At 75.7% G+C, this 24,713-nt stretch carries 19 protein-coding genes; 2 read left to right on the top strand and 17 right to left on the bottom strand.

Going from position 1 to position 24,713, the window contains the following annotated elements:
• Positions 1–29: 29 nt before the first annotated feature.
• The 7 genes from K6U79_05920 to hisS all read right to left on the bottom strand — a co-directional run bounded on the left by K6U79_05920 (position 30) and on the right by hisS (position 9,157).
• Complete coding sequence (locus K6U79_05920; protein ID MCL6521898.1) at positions 30–1,223, bottom strand: cysteine desulfurase; 1,194 nt, start codon at positions 1,221–1,223, stop codon at positions 30–32.
• Between the two features lie 87 nt (positions 1,224–1,310).
• Positions 1,311–1,763 (bottom strand): Rrf2 family transcriptional regulator, encoded by a 453-nt coding sequence (locus K6U79_05915; protein ID MCL6521897.1) that lies wholly within the window; start codon positions 1,761–1,763, stop codon positions 1,311–1,313.
• Between the two features lie 202 nt (positions 1,764–1,965).
• Entirely contained in the window at positions 1,966–3,312 is a 1,347-nt protein-coding gene (locus K6U79_05910; GenBank protein MCL6521896.1) for a replication-associated recombination protein A, read from the bottom strand.
• 58 nt (positions 3,313–3,370) lie between these two features.
• On the bottom strand, positions 3,371–4,714 hold the full coding sequence (gene gabT / locus K6U79_05905; protein MCL6521895.1) for a 4-aminobutyrate--2-oxoglutarate transaminase: 1,344 nt from the start codon (positions 4,712–4,714) through the stop codon (positions 3,371–3,373).
• Between the two features lie 58 nt (positions 4,715–4,772).
• Positions 4,773–5,813 (bottom strand): low-specificity L-threonine aldolase, encoded by a 1,041-nt coding sequence (gene ltaE, locus K6U79_05900; protein ID MCL6521894.1) that lies wholly within the window; start codon positions 5,811–5,813, stop codon positions 4,773–4,775.
• Positions 5,814–6,072: 259 nt separating this feature from the next.
• Positions 6,073–7,857, bottom strand: coding sequence for an aspartate--tRNA ligase (gene aspS / locus K6U79_05895; protein ID MCL6521893.1), 1,785 nt, complete (start codon positions 7,855–7,857; stop codon positions 6,073–6,075).
• Positions 7,850–9,157: a histidine--tRNA ligase gene (gene hisS / locus K6U79_05890; GenBank protein ID MCL6521892.1), complete on the bottom strand. Its 1,308-nt coding sequence runs from the start codon at positions 9,155–9,157 to the stop codon at positions 7,850–7,852. The genes aspS and hisS overlap by 8 nt, the downstream gene beginning before the upstream one ends.
• Before the next feature lie 260 nt (positions 9,158–9,417).
• Here hisS and K6U79_05885 point away from each other — a divergent pair, with 260 nt between their 5' ends.
• Positions 9,418–10,347, top strand: a complete 930-nt coding sequence (locus K6U79_05885; GenBank protein ID MCL6521891.1) for a cell wall hydrolase — start codon at positions 9,418–9,420, stop codon at positions 10,345–10,347.
• An 84-nt stretch (positions 10,348–10,431) separates the two neighbouring features.
• Here K6U79_05885 and K6U79_05880 read toward each other — a convergent pair whose 3' ends face one another.
• The 7 genes from K6U79_05880 to K6U79_05850 all read right to left on the bottom strand — a co-directional run bounded on the left by K6U79_05880 (position 10,432) and on the right by K6U79_05850 (position 21,160).
• Positions 10,432–10,938 (bottom strand): SH3 domain-containing protein, encoded by a 507-nt coding sequence (locus K6U79_05880; protein MCL6521890.1) that lies wholly within the window; start codon positions 10,936–10,938, stop codon positions 10,432–10,434.
• Positions 10,939–11,108: 170 nt separating this feature from the next.
• Positions 11,109–11,558 carry a D-tyrosyl-tRNA(Tyr) deacylase gene (dtd, locus tag K6U79_05875; protein MCL6521889.1) on the bottom strand — a complete coding sequence of 150 codons (450 nt, stop codon included), beginning with the start codon at positions 11,556–11,558 and terminating at the stop codon, positions 11,109–11,111.
• Between the two features lie 2 nt (positions 11,559–11,560).
• On the bottom strand, positions 11,561–13,750 hold the full coding sequence (locus K6U79_05870; GenBank protein MCL6521888.1) for a bifunctional (p)ppGpp synthetase/guanosine-3',5'-bis(diphosphate) 3'-pyrophosphohydrolase: 2,190 nt from the start codon (positions 13,748–13,750) through the stop codon (positions 11,561–11,563).
• Positions 13,751–13,896: 146 nt separating this feature from the next.
• Positions 13,897–15,474 carry a VWA domain-containing protein gene (locus K6U79_05865; GenBank protein MCL6521887.1) on the bottom strand — a complete coding sequence of 526 codons (1,578 nt, stop codon included), beginning with the start codon at positions 15,472–15,474 and terminating at the stop codon, positions 13,897–13,899.
• On the bottom strand, positions 15,471–16,847 hold the full coding sequence (locus tag K6U79_05860; protein MCL6521886.1) for a magnesium chelatase: 1,377 nt from the start codon (positions 16,845–16,847) through the stop codon (positions 15,471–15,473). Before K6U79_05860 ends, K6U79_05865 begins: the two co-directional genes overlap by 4 nt.
• A 79-nt stretch (positions 16,848–16,926) precedes the next feature.
• Positions 16,927–19,194, bottom strand: coding sequence for a protein translocase subunit SecD (gene secD / locus K6U79_05855; protein MCL6521885.1), 2,268 nt, complete (start codon positions 19,192–19,194; stop codon positions 16,927–16,929).
• Between the two features lie 139 nt (positions 19,195–19,333).
• Positions 19,334–21,160 (bottom strand): ABC-ATPase domain-containing protein, encoded by a 1,827-nt coding sequence (locus K6U79_05850; protein MCL6521884.1) that lies wholly within the window; start codon positions 21,158–21,160, stop codon positions 19,334–19,336.
• 146 nt (positions 21,161–21,306) lie between these two features.
• On the opposite strand from K6U79_05850, the gene K6U79_05845 reads away from it, so the two are divergent.
• Positions 21,307–21,939, top strand: a complete 633-nt coding sequence (locus K6U79_05845) for a hypothetical protein (protein ID MCL6521883.1) — start codon at positions 21,307–21,309, stop codon at positions 21,937–21,939.
• Positions 21,940–22,147: 208 nt separating this feature from the next.
• Here the strand turns inward: K6U79_05845 and K6U79_05840 are convergent, their stop codons facing one another.
• From K6U79_05840 to pyrE, 3 genes are all read right to left on the bottom strand, one after another.
• The gene (locus tag K6U79_05840) at positions 22,148–23,764 is read right to left on the bottom strand and encodes a recombinase family protein (protein ID MCL6521882.1); all 1,617 of its coding nucleotides are present in this window, start codon (positions 23,762–23,764) and stop codon (positions 22,148–22,150) included.
• Positions 23,765–23,777: 13 nt separating this feature from the next.
• A complete protein-coding gene (locus K6U79_05835; protein MCL6521881.1) occupies positions 23,778–23,993 on the bottom strand; it encodes a hypothetical protein in 216 nt (71 codons plus the stop codon).
• Positions 23,994–24,055: 62 nt separating this feature from the next.
• Entirely contained in the window at positions 24,056–24,649 is a 594-nt protein-coding gene (gene pyrE, locus K6U79_05830) for an orotate phosphoribosyltransferase (GenBank protein ID MCL6521880.1), read from the bottom strand.
• Between the last annotated feature and the right edge of the window lie 64 nt (positions 24,650–24,713).

Genomic DNA, 24,713 nt, shown 5'->3' with positions numbered 1-24,713 from the left:
GGCGACGACACGCACAGCTGCCATCCCCCTCACCTCCTCCCGCCGGCCGCCAGCGCCTCCGCCTCGCGGGCGACGATCTCGGCCGCCCGCACCACTTCCTCCTCGCGGCTCAGGCGGCCGAAGGAGAAGCGGAGCGAGGAGGCGGCCAGCTCCGCCCGCCCCATGGCGGCGACGACGTGCGAGGGCTCGAGGCTGCCGGCGGAGCAGGCGGCGCCCGCCGACGCCGCCACGCCGGCCAGGTCGAGGCGGATCAGGAGGCTCTCGGCGCGCAGGCCGGGGAAGGCCAGGTTGACGATGGAGGGGAGGCGCGCCCCCGGGCGGGGGGCCGCTTCCTCCGGCCCGTTGAGGAGGACGCCGGGCCAGCGCGCGCGCAGCTCGGCCAGGAAGCGCTCCCCCAGCCGGCGAAGCCGCTCCCACTCCCCCGGCGCCTCGCGCGCCGCCAACTCGGCGGCGCGACCGAAGCCGACGATGCCGGCGGCGTTCTCCGTCCCCGGGCGAAGCTCCCACTCCTGGCCGCCGCCGGCCAGGAGCGGCTCCACCTCCAGCCCGTCGCGAAGCCAGAGCGCGCCCACCCCCTTGGGCCCGCCCAGCTTGTGCGCCGAGACGGCCACCAGGTCGGGTCCCTCCCCGGTGTGGCGGCTGTCGTGCCCCTCCGCGCCGGGGCCCAGGCGGAGGAGCGGCGCCGCCTGGACGGCGTCGGCGTGGACCGGGAGACCGCGCGCATGAGCCAGCCGGGCGGCCTCGGCCACGGGCTGGATGGCGCCGGTCTCGTTGTTGGCCCACATCAGGCTGAGGAAGGCCGCCGGTCGCTCCAGCGCCGCCTCCACCGCCTCCGGCGGGACGACGCCGCGCGCGTCGGGCCCGAGGAACTCCACCTCCCAGCCGCGCCGCTCCAGGCGGAGGAAGGCGTCGAGGACCGCGCGGTGCTCGACGGCGCTGGTGACGGCCCGCCGCGGGGCGCCCCGCGCCTCGGCCGCGGCCGCCAGGCCGAAGACCGCCAGGTTGTCGGCCTCGGTCCCGCCCGAGGTGAAGACCAGCCGCCCCCCCGGCAGGCCCAGCCAGTCGTGAACCGCGCGGCGCGCCGCCTCCAGCCGCGCCCGCGCCCGCCGCCCGGGCGCGTGCGTGCTGGAGGGGTTGGCCCACGCCTCGCGCTCGAAGGCCACCATCGCCTCCAGGACCTCCTCCCGGATCGGCGTGGTGGCCGCCCAGTCCAGGTAGATCACCGCTTCACCCACCGGCCGTCCGCCCGGGGCCGCGCGCGCCCGGAACGCCCGGCTCCCGCGCGCCGGGCCGGCCCCCGGCCCTTTGCTCTAGATGTAGTACATGAGGCTCTGGCCGCCCCGCTGGCGCGCCTCCTCGCAGAGGCTGGCCAGGTTGATGGAGTCGACCACCCGCTCGATGCTCTGCCGCAGCCGGACCCAGACGCTCCGCGTCATGCAACGCTCCGGGTTGCCGCAGTGTTCGAAGTCGTCCCGGCCCTCGATGGCGCACTCCACCGGCGCCAACGGCCCCTCCAGGACGCGCAGCACCTCACCGACGCTGATCGCCTCGGGAGGCCGGCCCAGCTCGTAGCCCCCCTGCGCGCCGCGCACGCTCCGCACCAGCGAGGCCTTGCGCAGGGCGGCGAAGAGCTGCTCCAGGTAGCTCTCGCTCAGCCCCTGGCTCTCCGCGATGGTCTTGAGCGGCACCGGCCCCTCGCCGTAGCGCATGGCCAGTTCGGTCATGGCCATGAGGCCGTAGCGCCCGCGCGTCGAGATGTTCAAGACCGCTTTCGCCTCCCCGTCCCCCGCCCCGGCCGGCCGGGCTTTCGCGGCCCGCCCTCCGGGGCGGCGGCTCGGCGACCGGGACGGCGGCCGGCCGTCAATTCCGAGCAATCCAGTAGGCTATTCATCCGTATCCTAGCATCGGCGCCCGGCGAGGGTCAACCGCGCCCATTGGCGGCGCCCCGGGCGCCGCCGGCCGGCCTCAGTCGCCGGGCAGGGGCCCGCTCTCCTCCGCGGGCGGCGCCGGCCAGCGGCGCGGCCACCAGCCGGCCAGGCGGCGGGCCACCTCGCGCTCGTAGCCGCGCCTCCCCGGCCGGTAGAAGCCGCCCTCCACGCCCTCCGGCAGGTAGCGCTGCTCGACGAAGCCGCGCGGGTCGTCGTGCGGGTAGAGGTAGCCGGCGCCGTGCCCCAGCCGGGCGGCGCCACGGTAGCCGGTGGAGCGCAGGTGGAGCGGCACCCCGCCCGCCGGCCGCCGGCGCACCGCCTCCTGCGCGGCGTCGATGGCGCGGACGACGCTGTTGGACTTGGGTGCCGTGGCCACGTAGAGGACCGCCTCGGCCAGCGGGATGCGCCCCTCGGGCCAGCCCACCAGCTCGGCCGCCTGGAAGGCGGCCGCCGCCACCACCAGCGCCATGGGGTCGGCCAGGCCCACGTCTTCCGCCGCGTGGATGACCAGGCGGCGGGCGATGAAGCGCGGGTCCTCGCCGGCCTCGATCATCCGCGCCATCCAGTAGAGCGCCGCGTCGGGATCGGAGCCGCGCATGCTCTTGATGAAGGCGCTGGCCGTGTCGTAGTGCTCGTCGCCCAGCCGGTCGTAGCGGAGCGCCTTGGCCTGGAGCGCCTCCTCCGCCGCCGCCAGGGTGACGCGGCGGCTCCCGTCCGGCCCGGGCGGGGTGCTGAGGACGGCCAGCTCCAGCGCGTTGAGCGCCGTGCGCGCGTCGCCCGCCGCCATGCGCACCAGGTGCTCCAGCGCCGCCTCCTCCACCGTCGCCCGGAGCCCGCCCAGGCCGCGCTCGGGATCGGCCAGCGCACGCACCAGGATGGTGCGCAGATCGGCCTCGCCCAGCGGCTCCAGCCGGAAGAGGCGGAGACGGGAGAGGAGCGGAGCCACCACCTCGAAGTACGGGTTCTCGGTGGTGGCGCCCACCAGCGTCAGCGTCCCGTCCTCCACGTAGGGCAGGATGGCGTCCTGCTGCGCCTTGTTGAAGCGGTGGATCTCGTCGATGAAGAGGATGGTCGCCCGCTGCTCCAGCCGCTGCCGCTCCTGCGCCTCGGCGACGACGCGGCGCAGGTCGGCGACGCCCGCGCTGACGGCGCTCAGCTGGACGAAGGCGGCGCCGGCGGAGCGGGCGATGAGCCGCGCCAGCGTCGTCTTGCCGCTGCCCGGCGGCCCCCAGAGGAGGAGGCTCGGCACCCGCCCGGACTCGATGGCGCGGCGCAGGAGGCGGCCCTTGCCGATCACCGCCTCCTGCCCGACGAACTCCTCCAGGCTGCGCGGCCGCATGCGGTCGGCCAGCGGCGCGTGCGCCGCCCGGAAGGCCTCCCCCATCTGGTCGAAGAGGCTCACCCGGCATCCCCCGCCCCCGCCGGCCGGCCGCCCGCGGCGCTCACGCGCCGGCCTCCACCTCGCCCAGCGCCTCGTCCAGGACGGCCAGCGCCGCCTCCACCTGCTCGTCGGAGATGACGAGCGGATTGAGGAAGCGGATCACGTTCCCGTAGATCCCGGCCGTCAGCGCCAGCACGCCGCGCCTGCGCATGGCGGCCACCACCGCCCGCGCCTCGCGCCCGGCCGGCTCCTTGCTCGTCCGGTCGCGCACCAGCTCCACGCCCACCATGGCGCCCAGCCGGCGCACGTCGCCGATCAGGCGGTGCCGCTCGGCCAGCGCGCGCAGGCCCTCGCCCAGCCGGGCGCCCAGGGCCTCGGCCCGTTCGGCCAGCCGCTCGCGCTCCAGCACCCCGAGCACTTCGCGCGCCGCCGCCAGCGCCACCGGGTTGCCCACGTAGGTGCCGCCGATCTCGCCGTCCTCCGGCGCGTCCATCAGCTCCGCCCGGCCGGCGACCGCGCTGAGCGGCAGCCCGCCGGCGATGGACTTGGCCAGGGTCATGAGGTCGGGCCGGATCCCCGCCCGCTCGGAGGCGAAGAGCGCTCCCGTCCTCCCGAAGCCCGTCTGCACCTCGTCCGCGATCAGGAGGACGCCGTGCGCCCGCGCGATCTCCGCCACCCGCCGCAGGAACTCCGTCGGCGGCACGACGAAGCCGCCCTCGCCCTGCACCGGCTCGATGACCACGGCCGCCACCTCGTCCTCCGAGTAGCGCGTGTGGAAACCGCGCTCCAGCGCCTCGGCGCAGGCCAGACCACAGCCGGGGTACTCCAGGCCCAGCGGGCAGCGGTAGCAGTAGGCGTAGGGCAGGCGGTGGACGCCCGGCGGGAAGGGGCCCATGCCGTGGCGGTAGGGCCGCGGCTTGGAGGTGAGCGCCAGCGCGCCCAGCGTCCGCCCGTGGAAGGCGCCCTCGAAGGCGATCACCTCGTGGCGGCCGGTGGCCCGCTTGGCGATCTTGACGGCGTTTTCCACCGCCTCGGCGCCGCTGTTGAAGAAGGCCACCTTGACCGGAGGCTCCACCGGCACCCGCCGGGCCAGCTCCTCGGCCAGCGTGATGTAGAGCTCGTAGGGGACGACGGTGTAGTCGGTGTGCAGGAAGCGGTCCGCCTGCTCGCGGATCGCCTCCACCACCTCCGGGCGGGCGTGGCCCACGTTGAGCACGCCCACGCCGCCGGTCAGATCGAGGAAGACGTTCCCGTCCACGTCCTCCACCAGCGCCCCGCGCGCGCGGGCGATGACCACCGGGTGGAGCACCGAGAGCGCGCGCGGCACGGCGCGCTCCTGCCGCTCCAGGATCTCGCGGGAGCGGGGTCCGGGGATCTCGGTCCGCAGCTCGATGCCTGCCGCCATCTTGGGCCTCCCTCCTCCTCCCGGCCCCCGGCGCGCGCCCGCGCCGGGGGCCCGAACCTCAGGCCGCCAGCTCGCGAGCGACCTCCCGGAAGGCCTGCACGGCCCGCTCGCAGCCCGCCCGGTCGACGTCCAGGTGGGTGACGAGGCGGAGCGTCCCCGGCCGGCTGGGGTTGGCCAGGACGCCGCGCTGGCGCAGCGCCCGGGAGAAGGCCTCCGCCGGGCCCGGCACGCCCACCATCACCATGTTGGTCTCCACCTCGGCGGGGTCGACGCGCAGCCCGCGGATCTGGGCCAGCTGCTCGGCCAGCCAGCGGGCGTTGGCGTGGTCCTCGGCGAGGCGCTCGACGTTGTGGCGGAGCGCCCAGAGACCGGCCGCCGCCAGGATACCGGCCTGGCGCATGCCGCCGCCCAGCCGTTTTCTCTCCTTGCGGGCGCGCTCGATCCACTCCGCCGGCCCGCAGAGGAGCGAGCCGACCGGCGCGCCCAGCCCCTTGGAGAGGCAGAACATGACGCTGTCCACGCCGCGCGCCAGCCGCGCCGCGGGCAGGCCCAGCGCCACCGCCGCGTTGAAGAGGCGGGCGCCGTCGAGGTGGATCGCCAGGCCCAGCTCGTGCGCCGCCTCCACCACCGCGTCCACTTCCTCGGGACGCCAGACGGCGCCGCCCGCCCGGTTGTGCGTGTTCTCCAGGCAGACCAGGCGCGGGTTGGGGTAGTGGATGTTCGGCTCGCGCACCGCCGCGCGCAGGTCGGCGGCGGTGAAGCGCCCGCGCGAGCCGGGGATGGGGCGCGGCTGGGCGCCGGCCAGGGCGGCGATGTCGCCCACCTCGTAGTAGTAGATGTGGGACTCGGCCTCGAGAAAGACCTCGTCGCCGCGGCGGGTGTGGGTCAGCACCGCCACCTGGTTGCCCATGGTGCCGCTGGGCACGAAGAGGCCCGCCTCCTGGCCCACCAGCGCCGCTCCCGTCTCCTCCAGCTCGCGCACCGTGGGATCCTCGCCGTAGACGTCGTCGCCCACCTCGGCCTCGGCCATGGCCCGGCGCATCTCGGGCGAGGGTTTCGTCACCGTGTCGCTGCGCAGATCCACCAGCCCGTCCGCCACTCCCGTCCCCCCCGGCAAGAAAAATGCGCGGGCCACGCCGCGCCCGCGCCTCCTCCGATATGCAACCCCGCCACCGGCCTGCGCCCCGTCCGAACGGGAACCGTTCTCTCTACGTGGGTGCCCTCCCGGCGGATCGGGGTCCTCCGCGGAGGCCCTCACCACCGCCGGAGCCCGGGCTCCCTGGCTGCTCCGTTTGGGTCGGTCGGATCGAGGCGCCACCCGCGGCGGGGAACTCGAGCCTCGTTCCGCCGCGATCGTATCATGCCCCGTCCGGCGCGGCAATCGGGCGACCGCCCCGCAGGGCGATGCCCAGCTCCTCCAGCTGCGCCGGCTCCACCTCGGAGGGGGCGCCCATCATCAGGTCCGCCCCGCGCGCGGTCTTGGGGAAGGCGATGACGTCGCGGAGCGAGGCCGCCCCGGCCAGGATCATGGCGATGCGGTCGACGCCCAGCGCCACGCCGCCGTGGGGCGGCGCGCCGTACTCGAAGGCCTCCAGCAGGAAGCCGAAGCGCCGGCGCGCCCGCTCCTCGTCGATGCCGATCACCCGGAAGAGGCGCTGCTGGATCTCCGGCCGGTGGATGCGGATGCTTCCCGAGCCCAGCTCGTAGCCGTTGAGGACGAGGTCGTAGGAGAGCGCGCGCACCCCGCCCGGGTCGCTCTCCAGCCGCTCCAGGTCGTCGGGGTGGGGCATGGTGAAGGGGTGGTGCGCCGCCTCCCAGCGCCCCTCTTCCTCGTTCCACTCCAGAAGCGGGAAGTCGGTCACCCAGGCGGCGGCCAGCCGGTCGCGCGGCACCAGCTCCATCTGGGCGGCGATCTCCAGGCGCAGGCGGCCGAGGACCAGGCTCGCCTGCCGCGGATCACCGGCCACCATGAGCAGCAGGTCGCCCGGCCGGCCGCCCGCCCGCTCCAGCAACCGCGCCGCCTCCTCCCGCCCGAGCCGCTCGCGCAGCGGTCCGCGCAGCTCGGCGCCCGTGCCCAGCCAGACCAGGCCGGCCGCGCCCGCCTGGCGCGCCAGCTCCGTCCAGCCGTCGATCTGCCGCCGCGAGGCGGCGGCGGCGCCGGGGACGGCCAGGAGGCGGACACTGCCGCCCGCGGCCAGCGCCTGGCGGAAGGGGGCGAAGTCGACGCCGGCCAGCAGGTCGCCGGCGTCGGTCACCGCCATCCCGAAGCGCAGGTCGGGCTTGTCCGAGCCGTAGCGGTCCATGGCCTCGGCCCAGGTGAGGCGCGGCAGCGGAAGCTCCAGCCGCCGGCCGGTGGTCGCCTCCACCGCGGCGGCCAGCATCCGCTCGGTCACCTCCTGGACGTCCTCGGGCTCGACGAAGGACATCTCCAGGTCGATCTGGGTGAACTCCGGCTGGCGGTCGGCGCGCAGGTCCTCGTCCCGGAAGCAGCGCGCCACCTGGAAGTAGCGGCCCACCCCGCCCACCATGAGGAGCTGCTTGAAGAGCTGCGGGCTCTGGGGCAGGGCGTAGAAGCGGCCCGGGCTGAGCCGGCTGGGCACCAGGAAGTCCCGCGCCCCTTCCGGGGTGCTGCGCGTCAGCTCGGGCGTCTCCACCTCGATGAAACCCTCGGCGTCCAGGAAGTCGCGGATCGCCTTGACCAGGCGGTGGCGGAGGCGGAGGTTGGCCTGGAGCGCCGGGCGGCGCAGGTCCAGGTAGCGGTAGCGCAGGCGCAGGCTCTCCTCCACCTCGCCCGCCTCGGCCGGGCTGAAGGGCGGCGTCTTGGAGCGGTTGAGCAGCTCCAGCGCCTCGGGCACCACCTCCACCTCGCCGGTGGCCAGGCGCGGGTTGACGTTCTCCGGCGCCCTGCGACGCACACGCCCGCGCAGCGCGACCACGAACTCGGCGCGCAGCTCCCGCGCCTGCTCGTGCAGCCGGCGGTCGACGGCCGGGTTGAAGACGACCTGGACCACGCCGGTCCAGTCGCGCAGCTCGACGAAGATCAGCCCGCCCAGGTCGCGCGTCTGGTGGACCCAGCCGGCCAGGCCCACCTCCTCGCCTTCCATCTCCGGCCCGAGGCTCCCGCAGCCGTGCGTCCTACGAATCGTCGCCCTCGCCCTCCCCTCGCTCGCCCCCGGCCGCCTCCAGCAACGAACCCAGCGCCTCCGCGAGCCGCTCCCGCCGCCCGCCGCCCCGGGCCAGCGCCTCTTCCAGGCGCCCCCGCGCCAGGCTCGCCTGGCGGCCGCCGTCCAGGTCGCGGAGCGTCGCCTCGCTCCGCGCCCACTCCTCGCCCCCCACCAGGAGCGCCAGACGGAAGCGCCGGCGGGAGGCATAGCGCATCTGCGCCTTCAGGCTGCGGCCGCCCAGCTCGCACTCCGCGTGCAGGCCGGCGCCGCGCAGGCGCTCCGCCCAGGCCAGCGCCTCCGCACGCAGGCCGGGATCGACCAGGGCGACGAAGACGTCCGGCCGGCCCTCCTCCCCGCCCGGGGGGAGGAGGGCCAGGAGCCGCTCCATGCCCCCGGCGAAGCCGATTCCCGGCGTGGGCGGGCCGCCCAGCTGCTCCACCAGGCCGTCGTAGCGCCCGCCGGAGAGGACGGCGTTCTGGGCGCCCAGGCGGTCGCTGGTCAGCTCGAAGACGGTGCGCGTGTAGTAGTCGAGCCCGCGCACCAGGCGCGGGTTCTCCACCACGGCGACGCCGAGCGCGTCCAGCAGGCGGAGCACTTCCTCGTAGTGGGCGGCGCAGTCGGCGCAGAGCGACTCGCGCGCCTGCGGCGCGCCCAGCGCCAGCTCGCGGTCCACCTTGCAGTCCAGGAGGCGGAGCGGGTTCCGCTCCAGGCGGCGCTGGCAGTCCGGGCAGAGGCGCTGGCGGAGCGGCCGGTAGTACTCCAAGAGCCGCTCGCGGTAGCGGGGTCGGCAGGCGGCGTCGCCGATGCTGTTGATCTCGACGCGCACCCCCTCCACCCCCAGCTCCCGGAGGAAGCGGACCCCGAGCGCAATCACCTCCGCGTCCACCGCCGGCTCGCCCGCCCCCAGCACCTCGATGCCGAACTGGTAGAACTGCCGCTGCCGCCCCGCCTGCGGCCGCTCGTAGCGGAACATGGGCGCGGCCACGTAGTAGAGCTTGAGCGGGGCGGGCTCCTGGTCCAGGTGGTGCTCGACGAAGGCGCGCACCGCCCCCGCCGTCCCCTCCGGCCGGAGCGTCAGCGACCGCCCGCCCGGATCGAGGAAGGTGTACATCTCCTTCTCCACCACGTCGGTGCCGCCGCCCACGCCGCGCTCGAAGAGCTCGGTGGCCTCCACCAGGGGGGTGCGGATCTCGCGGTAGCCGTACCGCTCGGCCAGGTCGCGGAAGAGCCTCTCGATGCGCTGCCAGCGCCAGACCTCGCCCGGCAGCACGTCCTCCATGCCGCGCGGCTTCTGGATGGGCACGATGGCTGGGCCTCGCTTCGCCCGGCCCCGCGCGGGGCGGGCCGGAGGATATCGCCGCCATTCTACCGGCGGCCGCGGGGCGGCTCAACTCTCGCGCCGCCGGCGGCCCGCCCGCGCCGCGCGCCCGGCTGCCCGGGCCCCCGGCGCATGGCCGCCGGCCTGCCGGGGAAGGATCGTCCAGGAAGAGGCGGAATAGATAACCTGTATGTCCATGCCGTTTCCAGGGAGGGATCCGCTTGTCCGCTGCAACGAGGGCGCGGGTCGCCCCGCGCCTCCTGGCCGCCGCGCTGGCGGCGGCGGTGGCGGCCGGCAGCCCGGCGACGGTCCTGGCCGCCGCGCCGGCCAGCCAGGGCCCGCCGCCACCCGGCGTGACGGTCAACGGCGAACCCCTCGACCTCAGCGAAGTGAGGAACCTGCAGGGGACGCTCTACGCGCCCTTCGATGAGTTGGTCGAGGCGTTCGCCGGCCAGTACTACTTCGATCCGGCCAGCCGCACCGGGCGGGGCTTCCTGACGGAGGAGGGCTCGGTGGTGACGGCGCGCGCGGGCGATCCGCGGCTGGACGTCGACGGCCGCACCGTCGCGGCCCCGGCGCCGCGCATGGAGGCCAAGCTGATGGTGCCGCTGGCGGCCTTCTTCCGCGCCCTGGGCGCCCAGGTCCGCTGGGACGCCGCGCGCCATCAGGCCGTCGTCCTCTGGCCGGCCGCCCGGGTGGAGCAGCCCGATCCGGCCGGCGCCACCGCGGCCGCGGCTCCCGCCGATCCCGCCCCGGCCGACCCGCCGGCGCCCGCCGTCGATCCGGCCGAGCTCCTGCTGATGGAGCAGGTGGTCAACGCCGAGGCGTACGGCGCCCCGGAGGAGACCCAGCTGGCCGTGGCCGCGGTCATCGTCAACCGCCTCCGCTCGGGCCTCTGGGGGAAGACGCTCTCCGACGTCCTGATGGCGCCCGGCCAGTTCGCCGTCGTCCGCACGGGCGCCTACCGGCTCCACCCGCTGGCGCCGGGGGTCGAGGAGGCCGTCCGGCGCGCGCTGGCCGGCGAGGATCCCACGCACGGGGCGCTCTACTTCACGGACCTGGCCTCGGTGCCCGCCGCCTGGAAGGATCCGGCCCGCTTCACCCTGACGCTGACCAGCGGCGGCATGGTCTTCTTCCGCCCGCGCTCGTAGGCCGGCGGCCGGGCGGCAGGGCGGGGGGAGCGGCCGCAGCCGTTCCCCCCGCCCGTCTCCGCGCTCCCCGGACGGCCTCCGCCCTCAGTGCGGTTCCAGGTACTCGCTGGAGACCCAGCCGTCGACGACCACCGTACTCCCCTGCTTGAGCACCACATGCGCCCAGCCGTTCTTCTGGCTGAGCACGTCGACCACGGTCCCCTTGCGCAGCTGCCCGATCTGGGTGGAGTTCTGGTCGGGGTCGGCGCGCACGTTGAGGTAGTCGGTGGTGACCGTCGCCTGCTGCGCGACGCTGCCGGCGCCCGAGGAGGCGCCGCCTCCCGAACCGCCCTGGGAGCCCGCCTGCGTGCTCGACTGGCCGGACGTGGCGCCCGCCGCGGGCGCCGGCGCCGAGGCGACCACCGCGGCCTCCAGATCGGCCACCTGCTGCTCCAAGTGGGTGACCCGCTGCGCCAGCTGGTCCAGGGTCGCCCGGTCGCTGGAGGCGCTTCCTCCCCCGCCGCAGGCCGCCAGCACCAGCGCCAGCCCGGCCAGGAGCGCCAGCGCGGCCGCGCGCCTGGGGCGGGCCACCCCGGCCCTGCCTCCCGCCATGACTTGACCCCCCCCTCGCTCACGGAACATATTCGTCCCCCCGGGCTCCTATGCCGAGCCCGCCTCTCCCCCCGCCTCCGGCTTCCGGGCGCGCGGGGGCCGCGGCCCGCCCGGAAGCGGGCCGGCCCCGGGGCGAGCCCCGGGGCCGGCTTCCGCAGGCCCTTCCGCCGTCAGAAGAGGCGGTCGCTGTCCAGCAGGAGCGTGACCGGACCCTCGTTGACCAGCTCCACGCTCATCTCGGCCTGGTAGCGGCCGGTGGCCACCTCGACCCCGCCCGCCGCCAGCCGTTCCACCAGCTCGCGGAAGACGGGCTCCGCCTCGGCCGCGGGGGCGGCCTCGCTGAAGCTGGGGCGGCGGCCACGACGAGCGTCGCCATAGAGGGTGAACTGGGAGACCACCAGCAGGCTCCCGCCCGCCTCGCGCAGCGACCGGTTGAGGCGCCCCTCCCCGTCGGGGAAGAGGCGCAGGTGGAGGATCTTCTCCGCCATGTAGGCGGCCTCGCGGCTGCCGTCGCCGCGCCGGACGCCGACCAGCACCAGGAAGCCCCGCCCGATGGAGCTCACGCGCTCGCCGGCCACGCGCACCTCCGCGCGCGAGACCCGCTGCACCACCGCCCGCACCGTCAGAGCCGCCTCGGCGCGGCCGCCGCCTCGGCCGCCAGGACGTCGCGCACCCGCTGCACCTGCCGCAGGATGCTCTCCAGCTGCTGCCGGTTGCGCACCTCCAGCACCATCTCGATGCTGGAGCGCTGGCCCCGGAGCGGCCGGACCTGGGCGGTGACGATGTTGATGCGGTTCTCTGCCACCACCTGCGCCACCTCGGAGAGGAGGCCGGGGCGGTCGAGGGCGGTGATGACCACCTTCCTGGGAAGGTAGGCGCTCTCCACCTTGTCCCAGGTGACCTCGATGCGGCGCTCCGGCTCCTGGGCCAGGCGGCCGGCGATGTTGGGGCAGTCGACGCGGTGGACGGAGACGCCCCGCCCCTGGGTGACGTAGCCGACGATGGGCTCGCCCGGAACCGGGTTGCAGCAGCGCGGGAAGCGGACGAGCACGTTGTCGATGCCCTTGACGCGGACGCCGTTGGAGGGCGCGCCCCAGCCGCCCAGGCGCGCCAGCACTTCCTCGTCGCTCTCGGGCCGCCCGGCCGGACGGAGGCGCTCCTCCTGCTGGCGCAGCCGACCCAGCACCTGCGCGGCGCTGACGCCGCCGTAGCCCACCGAGACCAGCAGCTCCTCGGCCCCCTGCAGGTTGAGGCGGCGCGCCACCTCCTCGAGCCGCGCCGGCTCCAGCCAGCTGGCCGGGTCGCCGCCCAGGCGGCGCACCTCGCGCTCCAGGATCTCGCGGCCGCGGGCCAGGTTCTCCTCGCGGCGCTCGCGCTTGAACCACTGGCGGATCTTGGCACGCGCGCTGGCCGTCTTGACGATATTCAGCCAGTCCGAGCTGGGCCCGGGGCTCTGCTTGGAGGTGATGATCTCGACGATGTCGCCCGTCTCCAGCGCCGAGGAGAGCGGCGTGATGTGCCCGTTCACCTTGGCGCCCACGCAGTGGTGGCCGATCTCGGTGTGGATGGCGTAGGCGAAGTCGATGGGCGTGGCGCCGCGCGGCAGCGGTACCACGTCGCCCTTGGGCGTGAAGACGAAGACCTCGTCGGGGAAGATGTCGATCTTCAGCGACTCCATGAACTCGCGCGGGTCGCGCAGGTCCTTCTGCCACTCCAGGATCTGGCGCAGCCAGTTGAGCTTCTGGTCGAGGCGCGGGTCGGTGTGGCCCTCCTTGTACTTCCAGTGGGCGGCGATGCCGTACTCGGCCGTACGGTGCATCTCCCACGTCCGGATCTGGATCTCGAAGGGCTCCCCTTGCGGTCCGACCACGGTGGTGTGGAGCGACTGGTACATGTTGGGCTTGGGGGTGGCGATGTAGTCCTTGAACCTCCCGGGGATAGGCCGCCAGAGGGTATGGACGACGCCCAGCGCCCCGTAGCAGTCTCGCACCGAGTCGACGATCACGCGTACGCCCACCAGGTCGTAGATCTCGTTCAGCTCCTTGCCCTGGTGGTACATCTTCTGGTAGATGCTGTAAAAGTGCTTGGCCCGGCCCTGCAGCTCCGCCCGGATGCCCACCTCGGCCAGCCGCGGCCGGAGCGTCTCCATCACCTGCTCGGCGAACCGTTCCCGCTCCGCCCGGCGCCGGGGGATGCGGCCGGCCAGGTCGCGGTAGACCTCCGGCTCCAGGAAGCGGAAGGCCAGATCCTCCAGCTCCCACTTGATCCGGTAGATGCCCAGGCGGTGCGCCAGCGGCGCGAAGATGTCCAGCGTCTCCTGGGCGATGTCGCGCCGCTTCTCCGGCGGCAGGTACTCCAGGGTGCGCATGTTGTGCAGCCGGTCGGCCAGCTTGATGAGGATGACGCGGATGTCCTTGGCCATGGCCAGGAACATCTTGCGGAGGTTCTCGGCCTGCTCCTCCACGCGGCTGCGGTACTTGATCTGGCCCAGCTTGGTGACGCCGTCCACGAGCAGCGCCACCTCGGGATCGAAGGCCGCCTCCACCTGGTCGAGGCCGACGCCGGTATCCTCCACTACGTCATGCAGCAGCGCCGCCTCCAGCGTGGTGACGTCCAGCTCCAGGTCGGCCAGGATCCCGGCCACGGCCAGCGGGTGGACGATGTACGGCTCGCCCGAGGCGCGCACCTGGCCCCGGTGCGCGTTGCGCGCGAAACGGAAGGCGCGCTCCACGCGTTCCAGGTCCTCCGGCCCCAGGTAGGCGGAGATCCGCTCGCGCAGGGGCGTGAAATCTTCGGGATCGCGGATGGCCACGCCCAGGCTGGCCGGCACGTCGGCTCCACTCCGTTCCGGCGGCGCCCGCCGCGGGCGCCGCCGCGCCTTTTCAACAATATAGCACCGCCCGGCCGGGCTCCGCCGTCCGGCGCCCGGCCCGTCCGGCGGCGCGGCCCGCGGCAGGCTCAGCGCAGGACGCGCTGACGCTCGCTCTCGGCGATGCGGACCAGCGCCCCGCCCTCCAGCTCGGGCAGGACGTAGAGGCGGCCGCCGGCCGCCTCGCAGAGCTGGCGCAGGTAGCCCTCGTTGGGAGCCAGGCCGACGCAGACGAAGGGCAGGCGGCGCCGGCGGATCTCCCTCGCCGCCTCCATGGCGTCCTCGAGCGGGTTGAGCGTGCTGCGCGGCACGGTGGGGATGCCGTCGGTGAGGAGGAGCAGGAGCGTCTTCCGCCGCGCGCGGGTGGCCGCGTAGGCGGCGGCGGTGGCCAGGCCGTCGGCCAGCGGCGTCAGGCCGCTGGGGTGGACGGCGCCCAGGCTCTCCGCCAGGAGGCGCCAGCGGCGTGTGAAGCCGACGTGGACCCGGCTGGAGCGGTCCTGGAAGACGATTACCGCCACGCGATCGCGGGTGCGCAGGACGAGATGGCGGACGAGCCGCCGGGCGGCGGCCATGCGCGGTCCGGCCATGGAGGCGCTGGCGTCGAGGAGGAGGCAGACGTCCAGCGCCGCCCGCCGCCGCCGCGGCAGGACGCGCAGGTAGGCGAGGAGCCGGCGCGGCGTCCGCGGCCCGCCGGCCGCCCAGGCGCGCGCGGCGGTGGCCGCCAGGTCGAGCTGCTGCCAGGCCGGCGCTCCGGCCAGCGGCAGGTCGCGGCGGGCGCTGCCCGGGGCGGCCCCGCCGCGCACGAGCCGTGCCCCGGCCGCCCCCGTCCGCCCGGGCTCGGTCAAGGGCCGGCGGAACTCCCGTTCGAGGCCGGCCCCGGCCCCCAGCCGCTCCACGCCGCCGGAGCCTCCGCCGCCCGCCGCCCGCGGCGGGCGCGGGGCCGGGACGGTGGCCACGGCGGGTCGCCCCTGCCCGCCGCGGCGGGAGGCAGCCTTTCCGTCGTACCCGCCCGCGAGGCCGGTTCCGCCGGGTCGGCCAGTCGTACCCGCCTCGCCCAGGAGCGAGTCGGAGGCGTCGCGGTACTCGTCCAGCGGGAGCTCCGGACCGGCGCGGCGGCGGAGCTCCACCACCTCGGCGATGCGGCGCGGCTCCACCCCCAGCCCGAGCAACGCCCGCTCCAGGGCGAGGACCAGCCCGACCAGGTCCGGTGAGGAGACGAAGGCCTCCGTCTTCCACGCCAGGTGGACGTGGTTCCGGTGCGAGGCGCGGAGCATCTCTCCCCGCCCGTAGGCGAGGCTGCCGGTCAGCCGCCCGCCTCCGGCGCCGGTCTGCACGTCCACCAGCTCGGGGCGGCGGAAGACGGGCAGCAGATAGGGGATGAGGTCGCGCGGGTCGACGGAGGCGACGGCGTGGAAGAAGTCGAGGTGCCAGATCTCGCCCGGCTGCCGGCGCCCGTAGAGCGTCCGGCCGGCGTCCTCCCCCGCCAGCACGAAGACCGTGGAGGGCCGGTCCGAGCGGAGGAGGTGCACCTGGCGGCTGACCACGGCAGCGTCGCCCACGGCCACCGCGCCTCCCCGTTCGAGCCGGGCCAGGGCCGCCTCGACCTGCGGGCGCAGTCCGTCTCCGGCCTCCGGCTCCGCGGACGGTCGCGGGAAGAGCGCCCTCAAGGCTCCGGCCGCGCCTCCCGGAAGCGCTCCGCGGGCGGCACCTGCCGCCAGAGCCGGGCCGGCTCGGGCGGTGCCCAGGGCGGGGGCGGCCCCTGGCGGGCCGCGCCCACTCTGCCCTCGCCGGGGCCGGTCTCCCCGCCCGCGCCGCCGCCCGCGCCGGGCGCGGCAGCTCCGGCGGCTGGGGGCAGGCCGAGGCGCCCCAGCACGCGCCGCAGCCAGCCGTCCTCGCCGGACTGGAGGGCCTCGGCCGCCGGCGGAAGCCCGTCGCCGGACCGGGGCGGAGCGCCCGCCGCCCCCTCGGCCCGCGCGGCCGGCGCCGCCCGTCGCACCATTTCCGCGACCGGCGCCGGTTCGCGGAGGAAGCGCTCCACCTCGGCCTGCTCCTCCGGCGCCATGCGCCCGCCCAGCACCAGTGCCAGGGTGGCCAGCAGCTCCTCCTCGCCGGCCCGGTCGGCGCCGCGGCGGAGCGCCTCGAGCCGGGCCGCCAGCTGCCAGGCCTCGACCGCACGCAGGCTCTCCAGGCCGAAACGGGTGTAGACGGCGGCCAGGAGCGCGCGCAGCCGCTCGCCGCCGCCGGCCACCCGCGGGCGGACCAGGGCGGCGCGGAGCGGCGCGAAGGGGTCGCCCGCCCCCGGATCCTCGGCCTCCCCGCCCTGGCCTTCTCCGGCCAGGAGGTCGCGGCGCAGGATGGCCTCGACGGCGGCCGGGTCGGAGGGACGGCCCATGCGCACCTGCAGATCGAAGCGGTCGGCCAGCTGGCGGCGCACCTCCTCCAGCGGGCCCGGCTCCTCGTCGGGATTGGAGGCGGCCCAGACGGTGACATTGACGGGAAGCTCCACCCGGGGGAGACCGGCTTCCTCGATCTGGAGGCGGCCGGGGCGCGTCCCCATCACGTCCAGCAGGACGTCGGCCAGCTCCGGCGCCACGTCGGCCAGCCGGTTGATCTCGTCGACGAAGAGGATGCCCCGGTGCGCCTGGGCGATGGTCCCGGGCAGGAGCGCCGGCCGGTCCTCGGCCAGGCGCGCGAGGTCGATGGTGCCCACCACCGTGCCCACCTTGGCCGAGGCCGAGATCTCCAGGAAGGGCATGGGCACCTCTTCCGTGCCGATCCGCTCCAGCCGCTCCGGCTCCAGCCCCCGGTGTTCGGGGCAGTGCGGCCGCTCCGGGTCGCAGTTGAAGAGGCAGCCCCGGATCCTGCGGATGGGCGGCAAGAGGGCGCGCACCGCCCGCAGGACCGTCGTCTTGCCGGTGCCGCGGAGACCCTGGGCGTGGAGATGAAGCGGCACCCCCCAGCGGCGTGCCAGCACGGAGAGCTCCACGGCCTGGAAGAGCGGTTCGTTGCCGGCGTGGCGGACCGGCGCGCGCATCGCCATGAGAAGAGAGACCTCCCGGGGCCTAGTCTGCCCCGGGCGGCTGGTCCCCTATGCCAGGAGTGGCAGCGCCCGCAGCGGCTCAGGCGGCCTTGGCGGCCAGGGCCTGCTCCCGCCTCCGCGCCAGCAGCCAGTAGAGCGGGCTGGCCACGAAGATGGAGGAGTAGGCCCCGGTGGCGATGCCGACCAGGAGGGCCAGCGTCATGTCGCGGATGGTGACGCCGCCGAAGACGACCACCGCGGCGATGGCGAGGAGCGTGGTCAGCGTGGTGTTGAGCGAGCGGACCAGCACCTGGTTGAGCGAGCGCTCCACCAGTTCCTGGAGCGACTCGCGCCGCCGCTGTCGCAAGTTCTCGCGCACCCGGTCGTAGATGACGATGGTGTCGGTGATGGAGTAGCCGAAGACAGTCAGGATGGCCGGGATGAAGTAGGTGTCGACGGGCAGGCGGAAGAGGGTGAAGAGGCCCAGCACCACCAGCACGTCGTGCAGGTCGGCGACGACGGCCCCCACCGCGAAGCGCCACTCGAAGCGGAGGGCGATGTAGGCCAGCATCAGCACCACCGCCACCGCCAGGGCAAGGAGGGCCGAGCGCTCCAGCTCGCCGCCGATGACGGGCGAGACCTGGTTGACGCTGCGCACGGTGATCGGGTTGTTCAGCGCCTTCTGTACCTGCTCGATCATCCGGTTCCGCTGGGCCTGGTCGGTGTTGGGCACGGTGACCAGGTACTCGTTCGCCCCGGTGCCGGTGGAGCGGACGGTCACCTCGGGCGTCACGCGGCTGAAGGCCGTCCGCACCTCGGCCACGCTGGTCGGGTGGGCGAAGCGGAGGTCGAAGAGCGTGCCGCCGGTGAAGTCGACGCCGTAGTTGAGCCCCTGGGTGGTGAGGGAGACGACGGTGGCCAGCAGGATGACGGCGGAGATGGTGAAGCCGACGTTCCGGTTGCGGATGAAACGCAAGTGGAAGCGCTGGCCCTCCGCCTGCACCTCGGCCGCGGCGGCGCCGGCGGGCGCCCCCTTGCGCCGTCCCTCGCCGCGTCCCGCCCGCGCCTCGGCCGCGGCCACCCGGGCGCCCAGCTCCGCCTCGCGCCCGAACATAAGCACGCCAGGGTGGATGCCGGTGGCCACCTGCCAGCGAAGCAGGTAGCGGGTGATGAGGACGGCGGTCAGCATGCTGATCAGGACGCCCAGGCCCAGGGTGACGGCGAAACCGCGCACCGGCCCGGTACCGAAGTAGTAGAGGACGATCACCGCGATCAGCGCCGTCACGTTGGAGTCCAGGATGGCCCGGAAGGCGTTCTTGAAGCCCGCCTCCAGCGCGGACCGGAGCGTCAGGCCGCGCCGCAGCTCGTCGCGGATACGCTCGAAGATGATGACGTTGGCGTCGACGGCGACGCCGACGGACATGATCAGGCCGGCGATGCCGGGCAGCGTCAGCGTCGCGCGGATCAGGTGGAGCGCCAGCAGGTCGAGCAGGAAGTAGATCGTCAGCGCCACCACCGCCCAGAAGCCGGGCAGGCGGTAGTAGAGGAGCATGAAGGCCGCCACCAGGGCGAGGCCCACCACGCCCGCCACCATGCTGCGCCGCAGCGACTCCGCGCCCAGCGAGGCGCTGACCGTCTGGTCGGCGATGATCTTGAGCGGCATGGGCAGGGCGCCCGACTGGAGCGCCACCGCGTCGGCCTTGGCCGCCTCCAGCGAGGCGTAGCCGGTGATGATGGCCGAGCCGTTGGTGATGACGGCGCTGACGTAGGGGTTGGTCAGCAGCTTCCCGTCGAGGTAGACGCCGATGCGGCCGCGCGGGTCGTTGGGGTTGGCCTGCGCGTAGGGCAGCGCCGCCGCCGTCGCCTGCTCGAAGGCCTTGGCCCCCTTGGCGTCGAACTTGATGGCGACCACGGGCTGGTTCGTCTGCGGGTCGAGCTCGGGGTCGGCCGAGATGAGGTCGGCGCCGGTGACGATCACCCTGCCCGTGGAGTCCTTGAACTCCAGCTTGGCCGTCCGTCCGATGGTCTGGATGGCCTGCTGCGGATCCTTGACGCCGGGCAGCTCGACGATGATCCGGTCGTTCCCCTGCTGCTGGATGATGGGCTCCGCCACGCCCAGGCCGTTGACGCGCTGCTCGATGATCTGGCGGTCCTTGCTCATCGCCTCGGGGGTGAGCGGGTGCTGGCGGTCGGGCACCGCCTGGTAGACCACGTGCACGCCGCCCTGCAGGTCGAGGCCCAGGTTGATCTGGCGCCAGAGCGGCCGGTGCTGGTTGAGCGGCAGCGGCACCAGCGCATAGACGGCGGCCGCGGCCACGACGAGGACGCTCAGGACCAGGTAGACGATGCTGCGCGTGCGGCGGTTCATGCCTGCAGGGCTTCCCCCCGAGCGGCCGGCCCCGGCCGGGTCCGGGTCGCGGAACCGCATGAAAAATCCATGTGCCGCCGGCACATGGCGCCCCACTCTGACGGGTACGCTGCATTATAGGAACGGCCGGGAGAGCTTGTCAAAAGCCCTCTTCGAGCCTCTCCACGCGCACCTCGAGACCGCGGAAGCGGTTGATGGCGGCGGCGATCTCGTAGCGGCGCGGCAGCGCCCAGTCGCCCCGCACCTCCTCCGGCCGGCCGGCCAGCGAGAGCCAGCCGCCGCTCCGGAGCGCCTCCTCCGCCGCATCCAGGAGTTCCGCCATGGCCGGCGGCTCCTCCCCCTCGCCCGCGCTCCGCTCCATGCGCGCCAGGAGGCGGAGGACGTGGCCGATGGCGCGCGACTGGGCCACCTCCACCACCTGCTCCACCGCTCCCAGGTCGATCTCCCAGCGGCCGAAGCGGAGCTCGTCCACTTCCTGGGAGCGGATCTTGGCGGGCCGCCGCTCGTCGCCCTCCAGCGAGGCGAGTCGCGGGTGGCGCCGGAGGCGGAGGCGGACCGGCCCCCTCCCCTCGGGGCTCCGGCCGGAGGGCAGCTCGGCGGCCACGCGCCGCGCCTCGGCGGTGATGACCGCGGGACGGAAGTCGCGCATGGCGATGACGTGGTCGGCCACATCCAGGTAGTCGCCCACGCCGCCCACCACCAGGATGGTGGAGACGCCCAGCTCGTCGCGCAGCTGGCGGACCCGGTCGACGAAGGGGACGATGGGCTCCTGCTCGGGCGGGATGAGCCGCTGCATGCGCCGGTCGCGGACCATGAAGTTGGTGGCGCAGGTGTCCTCGTCCATCAGGAGCAGGCGGCTACCCGCCTCCAGCGCCTCGGCGATGTTAGCCGCCTGCGAGGTGCTGCCGCTGGCCAGCTCGGTGGTGAACTCGCCGGTCTCCACCCCGCCCGGCAGGCGGCCGATGAAGGCCGAGATGTCCACCGCCCGGACCGCGCGCCCGTCCTCGGCGCGGATCTTGACCGCATCCCTGCGGGTCAGGCAGAGCTCGCGGCCGTCCCCGGGGATGTGGTCGTAGACGCCCACCTCCAGCGCCCGCTCCAGCGTGCTCTTTCCGTGGAAGCCGCCGCCGGTGATGAGCGTGACGCCCTCGGGGATGGCGAGGCCCCGCACCTCGCCCGCGTGCGGCAGGAGGAAGCTCTGCGCCATCTCCCCCGGCACCTGGAAGGCGACCGCACGCTCCCGCTCCAGCGGCAGGTCGCTCACCCCCGAGCGGCGGGGCAGAATGCTCCCCTCCGCGACGAAGGCGACCAGGCCGCGCGCCTCCATCAGCCGACGCGCCGCCGCCTGGTCGGCGGCCATCTCCTGCCAGGCGCGCAGCTGGCGCGCGTTGAGGCTCCGGTAGAGAAGGGCCTCGCGGACCAGGGCGGGGATCTCCTCCAGGAGAAGGATGGCCGCCTGGCGTCCCAGGATGGTCCGCCCGTCGGCCGGCAGCCCCGCCTGGAAGCGCCAGGTGAGGCGGCCCTCGGCGTCGATCTCGAGCGCGCTCCGCGGCAAGAGCGACTGGCCGGGCTCCGCCACGCGGATCTCGCCCGAACGGCCCGTGCCGCGGCGCCGGCTCCCCCGCACCGCCAGCGCCCGGACCACTTGGCGCAGCAGGAAGTCGGCCGTCGCCACCCGCCCCTCGGGCGACTGGAGCGGCTCCAGCGGCAGGCCGTGGACCTTGGCCTCCATCTCCACGCGCAGGCGTGAGGGCTCGGCGAAGGGGTCGCCCTGGACATGGTCCACGTAGAGCGTGAAGCCGCCCAGCGACCACCGCCCGGCCAGGCTCTGGTAGGCCTTGTAGCCGCGCCCGTCCAGCCGCTCGAGCAGCGCCCGCATCCGTTCGGCGTCCGGCCTGGCGACGCGGGGAGGAAGCCCCGCCGCTCCGCCCCGTCCCTCGCGGCCTCCGCCCGAACCGACGCTCATCGCCGCCGTCGCCTCCCTCTCGCTCGCGCGTCGCCTATGCTACGCGTTCGCCCGCCCGCCAGTCCAGTCGCGGCCGCCCGTCCGGGCGCGGGCCGGGGCGGCCTCCGGGGCATATACTGGGCCGCTCAGGCAGGGAGGTGGGCGCCATGGGCGCGCAATTCGAGCAGGAGAACCGCGATCCGGGCAGCGTCGGCCGGCCGCCGCTCCGCCCGCGCAGGAACGGGGAGGCCGGCGCCGAGCTCTCGCCCGTCGCCTCCCCCGAACCGCGCCCGAGCGGAGAGACCGGCGAGGGCCCGGCGGCGGGAGCCGCGGTCCAGGCGGCCGCTCCGGCCGGCGGGGAAGGAACCCAGGCCGGCCCCGCGGGCGGCCCCGCCGCCCCCCCGCCGCCCGCCCGAGCGGGGGAGGAGCCGGACGGGCGTCGTCCCGCGGGCGGCCGCCGCGCACGCCGCCCGCTGGCCACCCTCCGCTGGGAGGACCTGACGCAGGAGCTGCGCGACATGCACACCGTCGTCCAGTCGCTGGAGCGGCGCACCGGGGCGCTGGTGGAGCTGGCCGAGCTGGCGCGGCTGGTGGTGACGCGGCCGGAGGAGGTCGTCCGCGGCCTCCGGGCGCTGGCCGAGCAGCTGGAGTGGAGCGCCCCGCCGGCCGACGTCCAGCCGGCGGCGACCGCCTCCCGAGAGAGCCGGGCGGCGGGCGGCGGCCCGGATCCGCTGGCGGAACTGCTGCGCTCGCCGCAGGTGCAGCGGAGCCTGCGGCGCCTGCTCGATCCCGGCACGTAGGCGGCCCCGTATCGTCCGGTCCGGGGGCCGCAGGCCGACCTGCGGCCCCCTTCCTTCCATCGGGTGACGGACAAGCCCCGGCCGCCGGCGGTGGCTAGGCGAGACAGGCGGGGAGGGGCCCGCGCCCCTCCCCGCGTCACTCCCCCTCCGCCGGCTGGCGGGCGCAGTCCCGCCCTAGGCCTGGCTGCGGCCGCCCATCCAGCCGTCGTCAAAGATCAGCTTGATGATGATCAGGAGCATCGTCGCGCGAAGCCGAACCGGCGACCCCGGACAGTCCCGGCCCCGGCCCAGGCTCCGCCCCCGTCCCGGCGCCCACCTCCGCCTCCGGCGGCGGGAGCAGGAGGCGGAGGCGCACCTCCACCTCGCCGCCCGCGTCCGCCCGCACCTCCACGGCTTCCACCAGCCGGAGGAGGATGGCGCGCCGCTCCTCCGGCCCCGGGCGCCCGGCCGCAGCCCCGCCGGCGGCGGCCGGCGCGGCGGGAGCGGTGGCGCCGGCCGCGGCGCGGAGCGCCCGGGCCTCGCGCAGAAGGGCGAGCCGCTGCGCGCGCAGGCGCTCGCACTCGGCGGCGTAGCGCGCCGCCGGAAGCCACCCCTGCTGGAAGGCCCAGAGCGTCCGCTCGCCCGCCTGGCGCAGCGACCGGAGCCGCGTCAGAAGGAGGCGCCGCCGCGCTCGCCGCTCTTCGTCGCCTTCCCCGGCGCCGGCCCCGTCCCCGCCTCCCTGCGCCAGGTGCACCAGCCGCTCCTCCACCGCGCCCCAGACGGCCTCCTCCAGCAGCCCGGCCGGCACGTAGCGCCCGTGCGCCCTCTCTCCCGCGCCCGCCGGGCCGGGGGGCGCGGCGGCGCCTCCCCCGGCGGGGCGGCAGGCGTAGTAGCGGAAGAGGCGGCCGCCCCGGCGCCGGCTCTGCCCGGACATGGGCCGGCCGCAGAGGGCGCAGCGCACCAGGCCGCGCAGGAGGAAGCCGCCGGCGCCCGGCCGCGCCCGCCCCTCCCGCCCCGTCCGGGGCAGGAGGCGCTGGACGCGCTCCCAGCGCGCCGCCTCCACCAGCGGCGGCACCGCCACCGGGCACCACTCCTCGGGCGGCCGCTGGCGGGTCCGGCGTCGGCGCCCGTGGCGGGTGACCGACCAGCGGTGCGCCTGGAGGAGGCCGCGGTAGGCCGGGTTGCGCAGGATGCGGGCGACGGTGCGCGTCCACCAGCGGCGGCCGCCGCCCGGCGCCGGAACGCCCATCGCCATCAGGCGGCGGGCCATCTCGGCGGGCGGCAACCCCCGCTCGGCCCAGGCGAAGAGGATCTGGACCACCGGCGCCGTGAGGGGATCGGGCAGCAGGCGGTCGCCCTCGCGATCGAAGCGGTAGCCGTAGGTGCGCGGCGCGTTGATCAGGCCGCCGGCGCGCACCTTGGCCAGCTTGCCGCGGGTGGTCCGCTCGCGGATCTTCTCGCGCTCGTACTCGGCGATGGCGCCGCGAAGCGCATAGAAGAGGCGGCCGTCGGGGGTGTCGCGCCACTCGTAGCCGACGAACTCGAGGCGGGCGCCCGAGCGCGTGATCTCGTCGGTGAGGAGGAGCTGGAGCGAGAGCGCCCGCGCCAGCCGGTCCGGGTCGAGGACGACCACCAGGTCGAACTCGTGGCGCCGGAGCGCCCGGCGCAGCGCCTCCAGCTCCGGCCGCTCCAGCGTGTCGCCGGGGACGCCGCGCTCCACGAAGGCGACCGTCTCCGTCGCCCCCAGCTCCAGCGCCCGCCGGCGGCAGAGCTCCACCTGGCTGGGGAGGCTGTAGCCGCCCACCTGGTCGCCCGAGGAGACGCGCGCGTAGAGGGCCGCGCGCACGGCCGCCGCCCCCTCAGCGGGCGGCGGCGTCGCCCGCGGGCCGCCGCCCGGGGCCGCCGCCCTCCTCCGCCCCCCGGCCGGCGGCCGCTCGCGGCGCCACCGCCGCGCGCCGGGAGCGGCGCCAGAGGGAGAGCGCCTCCTCGAGCGCGGCTTCCTCGCCCGGGGTGGAGGGCGCCCGCGCCTCCACGCGCAGGCGGAGATTCTCCAGGCGGATGCGCCTTCCCGCCATGGCCGGCTCGCCTCCCGGCCAGCCAGGCTATGCGGCGCGGGGCGCGCCCGTTCGGCGCGCCGCTAGGCCCCCCCGTCGGGCCGGGCGCCGGCCAGGTGGCGGCTGCCGGGGCGTTCGATCGGCAGGCCGCGCCGGCAGAGCGGGCACTCCTCGGCCGGCCAGCTGGGTACCTCCAGGCGGGCGCCCGCGACCACGGGCACGTCGAAGCGGGCGGCGCCGCCCGAGCGGTCGGCGACGGCCGCCACCGCCACCGGCCGGGCGCCGGCGGCGAGGGCCAGCGCCGCCACCTCCGCGGCCGAGCCGCCCGTGGTGATCACGTCCTCGGCCACCACCACCCGCTCGCCCGCGTGGAGGGCGAAGCCGCGCCGCAGGCGGAGGGCGCCCTCCTCCCGCTCGGCGTAGAGCGCCCGCGCACCCAGCCGGCGGGCCAGGAGGTAGGCGGGCAGGATGCCGCCCAGGGCGGGGCCGATGACCGCCTCCACCCCCTGCCCCAGCAGGGGGCGGAGGCGCGCCGCCAGCAGGTCGGCCACGTGCTCCGCCGCCTCCGGGCGCTCGAAGAGGCGCGCGCACTGGACGTAGGCGTCGCTGTGCCGGCCGGAGGTGAGGAGGAAGTGGCCCCGCGCGAGCGCGCCCACTTCCTCCAGCAGGCGCCGCACCTCCCGCTCCTCCGCGCTCTCGCCGTTCACGGCCGCCCCTCCTCCCCCGCGGGTGCGCCCCCGC

The sequence above is a fragment of the Bacillota bacterium genome (genome assembly GCA_023511835.1).
In the GTDB taxonomy this organism is placed as follows: domain Bacteria; phylum Bacillota; class Sulfobacillia; order JAIMAT01; family JAIMAT01; genus JAIMAT01.
The sequence above is the reverse complement of the archived record's forward strand: the minus strand, read 5'-3'. Positions and strand labels throughout refer to the sequence as shown.

Bases quoted from the DNA above. Each gene is read 5' to 3' on its own strand.
- K6U79_05910 (MCL6521896.1), bottom strand. From the start codon at position 3,312: ATGGGGGAGGCCTTCCGGGCGGCGCACGCGCCGCTGGCCGACCGCATG.
- gabT (MCL6521895.1), bottom strand. From the start codon at position 4,714: ATGGCGGCAGGCATCGAGCTGCGGACCGAGATCCCCGGACCCCGCTCC.
- hisS (MCL6521892.1), bottom strand. From the start codon at position 9,157: ATGGAGGACGTGCTGCCGGGCGAGGTCTGGCGCTGGCAGCGCATCGAG.
- K6U79_05880 (MCL6521890.1), bottom strand. From the start codon at position 10,938: ATGGCGGGAGGCAGGGCCGGGGTGGCCCGCCCCAGGCGCGCGGCCGCG.
- K6U79_05860 (MCL6521886.1), bottom strand. From the start codon at position 16,847: ATGGCGATGCGCGCGCCGGTCCGCCACGCCGGCAACGAACCGCTCTTC.
- secD (MCL6521885.1), bottom strand. From the start codon at position 19,194: ATGAACCGCCGCACGCGCAGCATCGTCTACCTGGTCCTGAGCGTCCTC.
- K6U79_05850 (MCL6521884.1), bottom strand. From the start codon at position 21,160: ATGAGCGTCGGTTCGGGCGGAGGCCGCGAGGGACGGGGCGGAGCGGCG.
- K6U79_05845 (MCL6521883.1), top strand. From the start codon at position 21,307: ATGGGCGCGCAATTCGAGCAGGAGAACCGCGATCCGGGCAGCGTCGGC.
- K6U79_05835 (MCL6521881.1), bottom strand. From the start codon at position 23,993: ATGGCGGGAAGGCGCATCCGCCTGGAGAATCTCCGCCTGCGCGTGGAG.